We start from the raw sequence: 12,669 nt of genomic DNA, 5'->3' as shown, positions 1-12,669 counted from the left end.
GAAAGGGGATGGCTGAAGGCTCAGATCAAGAACGCACCGAAGAACCCACCCCAAAAAAGCTGCAAGACGCAGCGAAAAAAGGGCAGGTAGCGCGCTCAAAAGAAACGGGCACAACCTTTGTTTTGATTGCTGCTGCCGTGAGCTTTTTACTGTTTGGTAAAGACATCGCTGTAGGCTTATATAATGTGATGGGGCGTTTGCTTTCGCTTAATCGTAATGAAGTCTATGACACAACCAAAATGTTCTCGGTATGGGGCGAAGTTGCGAATGAGCTTTGGTATGGCATGACAATGTTTGTGTTGTGCTTATTGGTTGCAGGTGTCATTGGCAATACATTTTTAGGTGGTTTTAATTTTAGTTGGCAAGCAGCAGCACCTAAAGCGAGTAAAATGTCACCTCTTAAGGGCTTTGCTCGCATGTTCGGTAAACAAGCCGCCATTGAATTAGTTAAAGCATTATTAAAGTTTGGCCTGATTGCAACGGTTGCTGTGTACTTAATCAAAGGCTATTTCCCCGAAATTCTTACCCTGAGCTTAGAAGCTGTGCCTGGTAATATTGAACACGCATTGTGGATCTTGGCGTGGATGTTTTTTGCCCTGGCGATGACGCTAATCGTTATAGCGTCAATTGATGCACCATTTCAAAAGTGGAACCATAACGAACAGCTAAAAATGACCTTGCAAGAGGTTAAAGATGAATACAAAAACAGCGAAGGTGATCCTCAAATCAAAGCCCGTATTCGTCGTACCCAGCGAGAAATGTCGCAGCGCAGAATGATGCAAGACGTGCCAGATGCTGATGTGGTAGTTACAAACCCAACTCACTACGCTGTTGCACTTAAATATGATACGGCGAAAGCCGGCGCTCCCATGGTTATTGCCATCGGCGGTGACCAAATAGCGCTGCAAATTAGAAAAATAGCGGATCGCTACGAAGTCCCCATTGTCGAATCGCCCGCATTGGCGCGTTCATTGTTCCACACCGGTGAAGTGGGTCAGCAAATTCCGGAGCAGTTGTTCGTTGCGGTGGCACAAGTACTTGCTTATGTTTTCCAATTAAAACAGTTTAATAAAGGGCGCGGTAAACGCCCAGAAAAGCTCGCTAAAGAGCTGCCAATACCTGAAGATTTCAAATACTAAACAGTAAGTTATCGCTATTTTTCTTGTTGGAACGGTATTTGCTTTAGCTATACCAGTGTCAATATATTGAATAGCTGTTGTATGGACTTCAAGGCCACATTAAATCAACTAAACGCAAATAAATCGGATTACCTAAAAGGCATAGGTACACCTATTCTGGTGCTTGCTGCGCTCGGTATGGTTGTATTGCCAATGCCTGCGTTTTTACTCGATATACTGTTCTCTTTTAACATAGCGTTATCGCTGGTCGTTCTACTTATTACCTTGTATACCTTGAAGCCGCTTGATTTCGGTATTTTCCCAACCGTTTTGCTAATAGCCACTATCTTACGCCTTGCGCTGAATGTAGCCAGTACCCGAGTCGTGTTGCTTGAAGGTCACGAGGGCGGCGATGCAGCGGGTAAGGTAATTGAAGCATTTGGCTCAGTTGTGATCGGCGGTAACTATGCTGTTGGTTTAGTTGTATTTTTGATTCTAATTATTATTAACTTTGTGGTAATTACCAAAGGTGCAGGCCGTATTTCAGAAGTGTCTGCACGTTTCACCTTAGATGCAATGCCAGGTAAACAAATGGCGATTGATGCAGACTTAAATGCAGGCTTTATAACCGCGGAACAAGCGCGAGAGCGCCGTACCGAAGTAACTCGTGAAGCAGACTTCTACGGTTCAATGGATGGTGCCAGTAAGTTTGTAAAAGGGGATGCTATTGCCGGCATTATCATTCTTGTTATCAATATTATTGGTGGTTTATTTATTGGCATGATCCAGCACGATTTACCGTTTAGTCGTGCAATGGAAGTATATACGCTACTTACGATAGGTGATGGCCTTGTTGCTCAATTACCATCGTTACTTTTATCAATCGGTACCGCGATTGTGGTAACGCGTCAAAATGAATCGCAAAACATGGGCGAGCAATTTCATGCCCAATTAGGTAACGACAAGGCCCTTTATATCGCAGCAGGTATTTTGATTGTAATGGGGTTAGTGCCAGGCATGCCGAAAGTTGCGTTCTTGGGGTTAGGCTTTTTAATTGGCGGTGTGGCTTATGTGAATCAGCGCATTAAAACGCAAAAAGCAGAAGAAGAATCGAAACAGGTTGCAAAAGGCGGCTCACCAGGCCAAGAGCAAGCGCAAATTGAGCAAAAAGAGTTGGGTTGGGATGATGTACAGCAAGTAGATGTAATTGGCCTAGAGGTTGGTTACCGTTTAATTCCACTTGTCGACCAAGCACAAGGTGGTGAATTACTGAGCCGCATTAAAGGGGTGCGTAAAAAGTTATCTCAAGAGCTTGGCTTTTTAGTACCGCCGGTTCATATTCGAGACAATTTAGAGCTAGATCCGAACGAATACCGCATCACATTAATGGGGGTTTCCAGTGGTAACGGTGAATTAAAACACAATAACGAATTGGCGATTAACCCAGGCCAAGTATTTGGTGAAGTAAAAGGCGTTGCGACCAAAGACCCTGCATTTGGCTTAGAAGCAGTATGGATTGCGCCAGAACAAAAAGACGAAGCACAATCACTTGGTTATACCGTGGTTGATGCTGCAACTGTGGTTGCAACACATATTTCTCAGTTATTGCACAATAACGCAGCCTTGTTATTAGGCCATGAAGAAGTTCAAAACTTACTTGATATGCTAGCCAAGTCACATCCGCGTTTAATTGAAGGCTTAGTACCCGATATTTTACCGCTCACTACCATTGTAAAAGTACTGCAAAACTTACTTAATGAAGGTGTGCCAATTCGCGATATGCGCTCGATTGTTCAAACCCTCGTTGAGTACGGCCCTCGTAGCCAAGACCCAGACGTACTAACGGCTGCAGTTAGAATTTCACTACGTCGATTAATCGTTCAAGACGTTGCTGGTAACGCACCAGAAATCCCTGTCATAACATTGGCACCTGAGTTGGAACAGATGTTGCATCAGTCCCTTCAAAGTGCAGGTGACGAAGGTGCTGGCATTGAGCCAGGGCTCGCAGAAAGACTACAAAATTCTCTCGGCGATGCGCATCAAAACCAGGAAATGGCAGGTGAACCTTCAATACTGTTGACATCAGGTATGTTGCGCAGCGTGTTATCGCGATTTGTGAAACACAGCCTACCGGGTTTGCGCGTGATGTCATATCAGGAAGTACCTGAAGAAAAACAGATCAAAATTGTTTGCTCAGTCGGTCAACAGTGATAAGTAGAGACGAGGTGTCACATGAAAATTAAACGTTTTTTTGCTAAAGATATGCGCAGCGCATTGAATGAAGTAAAGCATGAGCTAGGTCCTGATGCAGTTATCATGTCAAATAAGCGCATGGCTGATGGTGTTGAAATTGTGGCAGCTGTTGATTATGAAAAGTCAGTTCAAGCTGCACCTGCAGCGCCTAAGTTAAGCGAAGAAAAGCCTCGTTTTAGTAATAATTTTGTTAAGCCAAAACCACAAACAGCGACCCCTGAAAAACAAGCAGCGGTAGCAGATAGTTTATCGGCATTACTTGAGCGCCAAGCGAAAAAATCACCTCAATTTGATAAAGCACCTGAGCCAAAGCAGCCTCGTAATTGGTTTGATGACGATGATTCACTCACATCGACACAGCAAGATGCCCTCGATAACTTTGCTAAGCCAAAGCAACAAAGCAGTTATGGTAACCAAGCTCAGTCGCTTGATGAAATGCAAGCGATGCGTGATGAAATGGCATCGATCAGACAGTTACTTGAGCACCAACTTTCTGGTTTAATGAATGAAGATATGGCGCGCCGTGACCCAACTCGTGCTCTTTTACTTGACCGTTTGAAAGGCATGGGTATCAGTGAGGCAGTAGCGGACCAGCTTGCGTGTTTTATTCCAGATGATGTAGCACCGCGTCAAGCGTGGCAAGAAACACTTAATATGCTGAGCAAACAGCTATACACTGCAAATAATGAGATTTTGCGTCGTGGCGGCGTATATGCGCTAGTTGGTCCTACTGGTGTGGGTAAAACTACCACAGTTGCAAAGCTAGCTGCGCTTGGCGCACAAAAATTTGGCGCCAACAATATTGCGCTAATCACAACAGATACTTATCGTATTGGCGCATATGAGCAATTATCGACTTATGGTCGCATTATTGGCTGCCCAGTAAAGCAAGTTAAAAATGCAGAAGAACTCACTGAAATTCTTTATCATTTAAGAAATAAGCGTCTAGTATTAATTGATACAGCAGGAATGAGCCAACGAGATATACGTTTGACTGAGCAACTCAACACGTTAATGCGCAATAGCCGAGTAGATATTCGCAGTTACCTTGTGTTAAGTTCAACAGCACAGCTTGAAGTACAGCAAGAGGCGATTAAACAGTTCAAACAGGTACAGTTAAGTGGTTGTATCTTCACAAAACTTGATGAATGTCTAAGTTTAGGTGAAATTATCAGTGTAGCCATTCAAAATCGTCTGCCAATAGGCTATCTTACCAATGGGCAGCGTGTACCAGAGGACATTCGTGTGGCAAATGCGGAAAAATTGGTCAGCAAAGCTCAGCAGCTGTATGCAAAACGAACAAACGCGCAAGCAAGACGTGCATCAAGCATGGCGCATCAAGCAGTAGGAATGTATGATTAACCCAGAATTAGATCAAGCTAGTGGCCTGCGGAAAATGAAAAACAACAACAAGGCTGTAAAAGTAATTGCGGTAACTGGAGGTAAAGGGGGTGTTGGAAAAACCAATGTCTCTCTTAACATGGCAATTGCCATGGCTCAGCAAGGCCAAAAAGTACTGGTACTCGATGCCGATTTGGGTTTAGCAAACTGTGATGTAATGCTGGGTTTGCGTGTAGAGCGCAACCTTTCTCACGTGCTTTCAGGTGAATGTGACCTCGAAGATATTTTAGTTGAAGGGCCATACGGTATGAAAATTGTACCTGCGACATCTGGCTCTCAAAACATGGTGGAATTAACACCATCTGAACATGCTGGCCTTATTCGCGCTTTTGGCGAATTAGACTCACACTATGATGTACTAGTCGTTGACACAGCGGCCGGTATTTCAGATATGGTGCTTAGTTTCTCTCGCGCTTCACAAGATGTGCTTGTTGTTGTGTGTGATGAACCAACGTCAATAACCGATGCTTATGCACTGATTAAAGTGTTAAGTCGTGAGCACGGTGTATACAAATTTAAAATAGTTGCGAATATGGTACGCAGCTTAAAAGAAGGCCAAGAGCTTTTCGCAAAATTATCAAAAGTAACCGACCGCTTTTTAGATGTATCACTTGAGCTAGTCGCGACAGTTCCATTTGATGAAAATATTCGAAAAGCGATTCGTAAACAAAAAACCATTGTTGACGTATTTCCAAAATCGCCTGCAGCAATTGCGTTCAAAGCACTTGCAACTAAAGCGGCGAGCTGGCCAATTCCAAATCAGCCGTCAGGACACCTAGAGTTTTTCATTGAGAAACTGGTTAGTAATTAGGAACGCCTATGAAAAGAACCGCTGCCTATGCTAATCAAAATCAATTATCGCAACTTGTCGAACAGCATACGCCGTTGGTTAAACGCATTGCCTACCATATTTTAGCGCGTCTGCCGGCAAGCGTGATTGTCGAAGACCTTATTCAGGCGGGCATGATAGGACTAATCGAGGCTGCTAAGAACTTTGATGGCAGTAAAGGTGCGAGCTTTGAAACCTATGCGGGTATTCGTATTCGCGGTGCAATAATCGATGAAACGCGCAAAGGGGACTGGGTACCTCGCTCAGTACATAAAAACGCCCGTGAAGTCGCCGCGGTCATAAATCAGCTAGAATCATCACTCGGGCGTGAACCAAAAGACAGTGAAGTAGCTGAAAAACTTGATATTACGCTAGATGAGTACCATCATATTCTAAGGGATATAAGCAATGGTAAAATTATCGGCATTGAAGATCTCGGTGTTGATGAAGATGTCATCGACGCAGGGCTTGGCAATAAAGAACAAAATCCATTAGTTGATATTCAACAAGATAAATTTAATAAAGCGTTAGTAGAGGCAATACAAACTTTGCCAGAAAGAGAAGCGTTAGTGCTGTCACTTTACTACAATGATGAAATGAATTTAAAAGAAATTGGGCTAATTCTTGAAGTGAGTGAATCAAGGGTGAGCCAAATACATAGTCAGGCCATGGTGCGCCTTAAAGCAAAAGTCCATGACTGGATATAGAATAAAAGTAGTAAGTAAACAATTAGGTGCATACCTCACTGGAGGATATTTTGGATAAAAACATGAAAATTCTTGTAGTTGACGACTTTTCAACGATGAGAAGAATCATTAAAAACCTGTTAAGAGATCTTGGTTTCACAAACGTGCAAGAAGCAGACGATGGTAGCACTGCGCTTCCTATGCTGCAAAACCAAGAGTTTGACTTTGTAGTTACGGATTGGAATATGCCAGGTATGCAAGGTATAGATTTGCTGCGCGCGATTCGCGCGGATGACAGTCTAAAACACATACCGGTACTAATGGTAACTGCGGAAGCCAAAAAAGAGCAGATCATTGCTGCAGCACAAGCAGGTGTAAACGGTTATATCGTTAAACCATTTACAGCAGCAACGCTTAAAACAAAGCTTGATAAAGTTTTTGAGCGTTTAGGCTAACGGGAAGGAGAGGTTTATGTCAGCAAGTGCTGCGCCTCAAATTACCTTAGAACAAGCTAAGCAGCTAGTTGCGTTTCTTGAAAACGATGAGCAACAACAAGCGCAAGAGCTGCTAAAGCAAGTTACGGCAATTGAGCAAGATGAATTATTTGGTGAGGTAGGCAAACTAACTCGTCAACTGCATGATTCATTGAAAAATTTTCAACTTGATACCACTTTATCGGCGTTAACAAATGAGTCTATTCCTGACGCAAAAGAACGTCTCAATTATGTTATGGAAATGACAGAGCAAGCTGCGAATACAACGATGGACGCCGTTGAAGCATCGCTGCCTATTGCCGATAACTTGCAAACAGGTCTCAACAATATTAAGCCCAAATGGGACAAATTAATGTCGCGAGATCTTAAAGTTGGTGAGTTTAAAGTGTTATGTCATGAGCTAAACGGCTTTATGGACGAAGCAAAAACTAATTCTGATAAATTAAATGCATTAATGACAGAAGTGCTCATGGCCCAAGGTTATCAGGACCTCACAGGTCAAGTTATTCGACGTGTGATCGAGCTTGTCCGCGAAGTCGAAGATAGCCTGATTCATATGTTAACCGTGTTTGGCACACCTGTAGAACATGATGAGTCGCCTGAAACGACAATACAACAAGAACAACAAATGGTTGCTGATGGTGAATTAGACCAAGTAGCTGAAGGTCCAATTATAAATGCTGAATCACGTGAAGATGTGGTTTCAGGTCAAGATGAAGTAGACGATCTGCTGTCTAGTTTGGGCTTCTAATCGGAGAAAAATGCATGAGCTTTGATGTCGATGAAGATATTTTACAAGACTTTTTAGTCGAAGCCGGTGAAATCTTAGAGTTGCTCTCAGAACAGTTAGTTGAGCTGGAAAATAATCCAGAAGATGCTGATTTACTGAATGCGATATTTAGAGGGTTTCATACCGTAAAAGGGGGCGCTGGCTTCTTGTCTATGACAGAGCTAGTCGATGCATGTCACGGCGCAGAAAATATTTTCGATGTTTTACGACAAGGCCAACGCAGGGTTACTCCTGAATTAATGGATGTGATTTTACAGGCACTTGATACCATCAATGAAATGTTTGCTCACATTCAAAATCGCGCTCAGCCCGATCCTGCTGACCCGCAGCTACTGGCAGAACTACATAGACTTAGTCAGCCTGAAAGCGCGGATGAAGCACCGGTAGCCGAAGCGCCAGCAGAAGAAATTGTCGAGCCAGAAGCTGTCGAAGAAGACCCGTTTGGTGATATTTTATTTGATGCTGATGCGCCAAGTGATGAAGCACAATCTTCTGGCGATAGCGTTGACGATATTACAGAAGAAGAATTTGAAAGCCTGTTAGATGAGTTACACGGCTCTGGTAATGGCCCTGCCGCTAATGCAGCGCCAGAAGCGAGTGAAAGTAGCGACTCTGATGAAATCACTGATGATGAATTTGAGAGCTTACTAGACGAATTACATGGGGCTGGTTCATTCGGTGGCGGGTCTGAGACGAGTGCACCAGAAAGTGCGGCTCCTGCGGCTTCATCGGGTGACGATGAAGATATTACCGAAGATGAATTCGAAGCCTTACTTGATGAGCTTCATGGCAAGGGCAGTGCGCCAAGCACTGCTGAAAAGTCATTTAATACTGATGCGGTAGCGGCAAAACTGGAAACGCCAACACCACCTCCTGCAGCTAAGCCAACGCCGGCGAAACCAAAAGCGCCAGCGCCAAAACCAGCAGCTGCTAAGCCTGCAGCGCCAAGTGCAGCCAAACCAGCTGCAGCGCCAAGTAAAGCGCCAGCTAAACCGGCAGCGCCACCGGCTGAAACGACAGTGCGTGTTGATACCAAACGCCTTGACCAAATCATGAATATGGTCGGCGAGCTGGTATTGGTTCGAAATCGACTTGTCAGCTTAGGTGCTAACGTTAGCAATGAAAGTATGGGTAAAGCCATTTCTAACTTAGATGTGGTGACCGCAGACTTACAAGGCGCGGTAATGAAAACCCGGATGCAGCCAATCAAAAAAGTATTTGGCCGTTTCCCTCGCGTTGTTCGTGACTTAGCTCGCAGCTTGAAAAAAGAAATTAATTTACAGCTAGTTGGTGAAGAAACCGATTTAGATAAAAACCTTGTTGAGGCACTTGCAGATCCGCTAGTTCACCTTGTACGTAATTCGGTGGATCACGGTATTGAAATGCCAGACGATCGTGAAGCTGCAGGTAAACCACGCACCGGTACGGTGACGTTATCAGCATCACAAGAAGGTGATCATATCTTGCTTACCATTGAAGATGATGGTGCGGGTATGGACGCAGAAAAGCTGAAAAGTATAGCGATTGGTAAAGGTGTAATAGATGCCGATCAGGCAGCTCGACTGTCAAACAACGAAGCGTATAACTTAATCTTTGCGCCAGGTTTCTCTACCAAAGAAGAGATTTCTGATATTTCTGGTCGTGGCGTGGGTATGGACGTGGTTAAAACCAAAATTACCCAATTAAACGGTACAGTGAATATCGAATCAGAAAAAGGTAAAGGCACAGTACTTGAAATTAAAGTACCACTGACGCTCGCTATTCTACCTACCTTAATGGTCGTAGTTGGTCAGCAAACGTTTGCATTACCACTTGCGGGTGTAAGCGAGATATTCCACTTAGATCTTACTAAAACAAATCTAGTTGATGGGCAGCTAACGATTATCGTACGTGATAAAGCGATTCCGTTATTCTATCTAGAAAGATGGTTGTTACGGAACCCTCGCAGCGAACAAAAGCGTTCGCAGGGACATGTTGTTATTGTGCAATTAGGTACGCAACAAATGGGCTTTGTGGTTGATTCCTTAATTGGTCAGGAAGAGGTGGTAATCAAGCCATTAGACGCTTTATTGCAAGGTACGCCGGGTATGGCGGGCGCAACAATTACGTCAGATGGTGGCATTGCACTAATTTTAGATGTACCAAGTTTGTTAAAGCACTACGCAGGCCAAGGTCGCAATAAAAAGTAAGAGAGCACTTAATGACAATTAGGGTTTTAGTAGTAGATGATTCAAGCTTTTTTCGCCGTCGTGTGAGTGAAATCTTGAGTCAAGATCCCAATATTGAAGTGATTGGCACAGCTAACAATGGTAAAGAGGCGGTTGAAAAAACTGCCGAATTACGACCATCTGTTATCACAATGGATATTGAGATGCCTGTACTTGACGGTATTAGCGCTGTAAAGCAAATAATGCAGCAAACGCCGACACCAATATTAATGTTCTCTTCGTTAACGCATGATGGAGCAAGTGCAACGCTTGATGCACTTGATGCCGGCGCGTTAGACTTTTTACCTAAAAAGTTTGAAGACATTGCTCGCGACAAAGAAGAAGCAACGAAAGTGCTTCAACAAAAAGTTAAAGAAATAGGCCGTCGCCGAGTAGGTGGTTTTAGGCCACAGCGTGCAACATTAAATCAAGCGCCAACGGCAAGAACAACACCTGAGCGCAGCACTAGCTCAACGTTACGCCAGCCTGATAGAACCTTTGCTGCTCGCTCCACACCGGCTGATTCGCGTGCGGCAACTAAAAGCGAAAGACCCAAAGCATCTGGTAAACAATACAAGTTAATGGCAATTGGTACTTCTACAGGTGGTCCGGTTGCGCTGCAAAAAGTACTTACGCAGTTACCAGCTAACTTTCCCCATCCAATTTTGTTGATTCAACACATGCCAGGTGCATTTACACCGGCGTTTGCACAGCGATTGGATTCACTTTGTCGAATCAAAGTTAAAGAAGCAGAAAACGGCGACTTGCTCAGACCAGGCGTTGCATATTTAGCACCTGGTGGTAAGCAAATGCTAGTGGAAGGTCGTAGCGGCAATCAAAAGCTAAAAATCTATGAAGATGATAGCGCTCGTGTCACCTACAAACCAAGCGTTGATATCACTTTTGCTAGTGCAGCAAAAAGTTACGGTGACTCTGTGTTGGCAATTGTACTTACCGGTATGGGAGCTGATGGCCGAGATGGCGCACGCATGCTAAAACAGGCAGGATCTAAAATTTGGGCGCAAGATGAAGCCTCTTGCGTTGTATACGGTATGCCACAAGCAGTTGCAAGTGCTGGTTTAAGCGAGAAAAGCATCGCATTGGATGACGTTGCTAAACATATCAACACGGAAATAGGTTTTGGATAAACTAGCCGTTTTTGGTGCGATTATCGCGTTTGTAGCAATTGGCTTAGGATATACCATTGAAGGTGGTGTGCTGGCGAATTTATTTGATTTGTCAGCATTCATAATTGTGTTTGGCGGTACGCTTGGCGCGGTAATGTTGCAGGCAACTAAATACCAGTTTACCACAGCCATTAAAATGCTGCCTTGGGTGATAACGCCACCTAAGCACGATTTTGCAAAAGGCATTGAGCAAGTAAAAAGTTGGGCTGCAAAAGTACGTCATGACGGCTATTTATCGTTAGAAAACCTTGCTATTGATGAAAAAGATCGCTTTGTATCAAAAGGCCTAAATTTGCTTGTTGACGGTAGTGACGAGCAGCAGTTCTTTGACACCATGGAAAACGAAATATTGCAACGTCGCAATGCACTTAACGAGTCAAGCCAAGTGTATCATGCCATGGGGGGTTACAGTCCAACTCTTGGCATTCTGGGTGCCGTACTCGGTCTTATTCAAGCAATGAACTTTATTCAACAACCCGATATGTTAGGTGCGGGTATTGCCACTGCGTTTGTTGCTACTATTTACGGTGTTGGTTTTGCGAATCTTCTTTATATTCCAATTGCCAATAAATTGGCTTATTTAGTGGACGAACATTGCCGGTATCATCAAATGTTAGCTGAGGGGATGTTTTGCATTCTTAAAGGTGATACGCCTAATGCCATTGAACAAAAGCTTTCGGCGTACTTAATCGAAAAAAATAATAAGTCGTTGTTTAGGTAGTCGCGTATGCCACGCTTTAAGCCTTTTAAGCAAACCGAACAAAACGATAACACACATCGCTGGTTAGTTTCTTATGCCGATTACATGACATTAATGTTTGCGTTATTTGTTGTGATGTACGCGATGGCCATTATCGAAGAAGAAAAATTTTCAGTGTTGTCAGACACAATTTCTCATGTGTTTAAAACAACAGACCAATTTAGTAAAGGTGCGGGAAAAGGCGTATCTGGTGAAGGTATTCTTACGAGCAACGAACCAGAAGTTGATTCACAACTGCACGGCATTAGTATTGTAAATGAAGAAAAAGGGCCAGAACTTGTCGATGGGCGAGGAGAGCTGAGTAATTTACAGCAAAAGTATTTAGGCCACCCGCTCGATGCGCTTGAAGAAGAGCTTAAAAAAGCGATATCTGATGAAATTGAAGCGGGGCAAGCGCAGTTAGAAAAAGACATGAATTGGCTTACCATAGAGCTAAGTTCAAGCTTGTTGTTTGCCAGTGGTAGTGCGGTTGCCACTGAACGTGCAAGAACTGTTTTACGTTCATTACTACCAATTTTAAATGCTAACCGAAACTACTTAAGAGTGCGTGGTTACACCGATAATCAGCCGATAAATAATGAAGTATTTCGTTCTAATTGGCATTTATCGGTAGCCCGTGCGACCGAAGTGCTGGTATGGCTTGAGTATCTCGGCATAATCCCTGCAAGAATGGCAATTGAGGGGTATGGTGAGTACTCACCGTTTAGCGATAATAATAATGAACAAGGGCGTCAACAAAATCGCAAGGTGGTGATCGCAATTTCAAAATATGCATTGCCAGAAACCGATGAAACTGAGATAACAGCTAACGCAAAACAAACCACTGAGCAAGCGGTGGAGAAGTTAAAGCAGGATGCAGAAAAAGACGATTCACTTAAAGTAATCGAATTACCAAATGGTGGTATTCGCATAACAACCCGAGAACAAGAACAATAGGTATTCGC

The 12,669-nt window shown here is 43.7% G+C and carries 11 protein-coding genes; all 11 read left to right on the top strand.

Translation table 11 applies throughout. From position 1 onward, the window contains the following. Positions 1-8: 8 nt before the first annotated feature. The 11 genes from flhB to L1068_RS13955 all read left to right on the top strand — a co-directional run bounded on the left by flhB (position 9) and on the right by L1068_RS13955 (position 12,661). Positions 9-1,139 carry a flagellar biosynthesis protein FlhB gene (gene flhB / locus L1068_RS14005; protein WP_237130767.1) on the top strand — a complete coding sequence of 377 codons (1,131 nt, stop codon included), beginning with the start codon at positions 9-11 and terminating at the stop codon, positions 1,137-1,139. Positions 1,140-1,220: 81 nt separating this feature from the next. Further along, entirely contained in the window at positions 1,221-3,329 is a 2,109-nt protein-coding gene (flhA, locus tag L1068_RS14000; RefSeq protein WP_237130766.1) for a flagellar biosynthesis protein FlhA, read from the top strand. 21 nt (positions 3,330-3,350) lie between these two features. Then, positions 3,351-4,733 (top strand): flagellar biosynthesis protein FlhF, encoded by a 1,383-nt coding sequence (flhF, locus tag L1068_RS13995; protein WP_237130765.1) that lies wholly within the window; start codon positions 3,351-3,353, stop codon positions 4,731-4,733. Then, complete coding sequence (locus L1068_RS13990) at positions 4,726-5,583, top strand: MinD/ParA family protein (RefSeq protein WP_010560570.1); 858 nt, start codon at positions 4,726-4,728, stop codon at positions 5,581-5,583. Before flhF ends, L1068_RS13990 begins: the two co-directional genes overlap by 8 nt. Positions 5,584-5,591: 8 nt before the next feature. Next, a complete protein-coding gene (locus L1068_RS13985) occupies positions 5,592-6,308 on the top strand; it encodes an RNA polymerase sigma factor FliA (protein ID WP_010560569.1) in 717 nt (238 codons plus the stop codon). 50 nt (positions 6,309-6,358) lie between these two features. After that, positions 6,359-6,742: a chemotaxis response regulator CheY gene (gene cheY, locus L1068_RS13980; protein ID WP_010560568.1), complete on the top strand. Its 384-nt coding sequence runs from the start codon at positions 6,359-6,361 to the stop codon at positions 6,740-6,742. A 16-nt stretch (positions 6,743-6,758) separates the two neighbouring features. After that, positions 6,759-7,532, top strand: a complete 774-nt coding sequence (locus tag L1068_RS13975) for a protein phosphatase CheZ (protein ID WP_054978318.1) — start codon at positions 6,759-6,761, stop codon at positions 7,530-7,532. Positions 7,533-7,546: 14 nt separating this feature from the next. Then, positions 7,547-9,760 (top strand): chemotaxis protein CheA, encoded by a 2,214-nt coding sequence (locus tag L1068_RS13970; RefSeq protein WP_237130764.1) that lies wholly within the window; start codon positions 7,547-7,549, stop codon positions 9,758-9,760. Between the two features lie 11 nt (positions 9,761-9,771). Beyond that, positions 9,772-10,926, top strand: a complete 1,155-nt coding sequence (locus tag L1068_RS13965) for a chemotaxis response regulator protein-glutamate methylesterase (protein ID WP_237130763.1) — start codon at positions 9,772-9,774, stop codon at positions 10,924-10,926. Then, positions 10,919-11,686 carry a flagellar motor protein gene (locus L1068_RS13960; protein WP_237130762.1) on the top strand — a complete coding sequence of 256 codons (768 nt, stop codon included), beginning with the start codon at positions 10,919-10,921 and terminating at the stop codon, positions 11,684-11,686. The genes L1068_RS13965 and L1068_RS13960 overlap by 8 nt, the downstream gene beginning before the upstream one ends. 6 nt (positions 11,687-11,692) lie before the next feature. Continuing rightward, positions 11,693-12,661 (top strand): flagellar motor protein MotB, encoded by a 969-nt coding sequence (locus L1068_RS13955; protein WP_237130761.1) that lies wholly within the window; start codon positions 11,693-11,695, stop codon positions 12,659-12,661. Positions 12,662-12,669 lie beyond the last annotated feature (8 nt).

Source organism: Pseudoalteromonas sp. MMG024, assembly GCF_021654175.1.
GTDB lineage: Bacteria > Pseudomonadota > Gammaproteobacteria > Enterobacterales > Alteromonadaceae > Pseudoalteromonas.
The sequence above is the reverse complement of the archived record's forward strand: the minus strand, read 5'-3'. Positions and strand labels throughout refer to the sequence as shown.

What these genes read in the sequence shown, in the direction of transcription:
- flhF (WP_237130765.1), top strand. Translation starts at nt 3,351, where the DNA reads ATGAAAATTAAACGTTTTTTTGCTAAAGATATGCGCAGCGCATTGAAT.
- flhA (WP_237130766.1), top strand. Translation starts at nt 1,221, where the DNA reads ATGGACTTCAAGGCCACATTAAATCAACTAAACGCAAATAAATCGGAT.
- L1068_RS13955 (WP_237130761.1), top strand. Translation starts at nt 11,693, where the DNA reads ATGCCACGCTTTAAGCCTTTTAAGCAAACCGAACAAAACGATAACACA.
- L1068_RS13975 (WP_054978318.1), top strand. Translation starts at nt 6,759, where the DNA reads ATGTCAGCAAGTGCTGCGCCTCAAATTACCTTAGAACAAGCTAAGCAG.
- L1068_RS13985 (WP_010560569.1), top strand. Translation starts at nt 5,592, where the DNA reads ATGAAAAGAACCGCTGCCTATGCTAATCAAAATCAATTATCGCAACTT.
- L1068_RS13970 (WP_237130764.1), top strand. Translation starts at nt 7,547, where the DNA reads ATGAGCTTTGATGTCGATGAAGATATTTTACAAGACTTTTTAGTCGAA.
- L1068_RS13965 (WP_237130763.1), top strand. Translation starts at nt 9,772, where the DNA reads ATGACAATTAGGGTTTTAGTAGTAGATGATTCAAGCTTTTTTCGCCGT.
- flhB (WP_237130767.1), top strand. Translation starts at nt 9, where the DNA reads ATGGCTGAAGGCTCAGATCAAGAACGCACCGAAGAACCCACCCCAAAA.
- L1068_RS13990 (WP_010560570.1), top strand. Translation starts at nt 4,726, where the DNA reads ATGATTAACCCAGAATTAGATCAAGCTAGTGGCCTGCGGAAAATGAAA.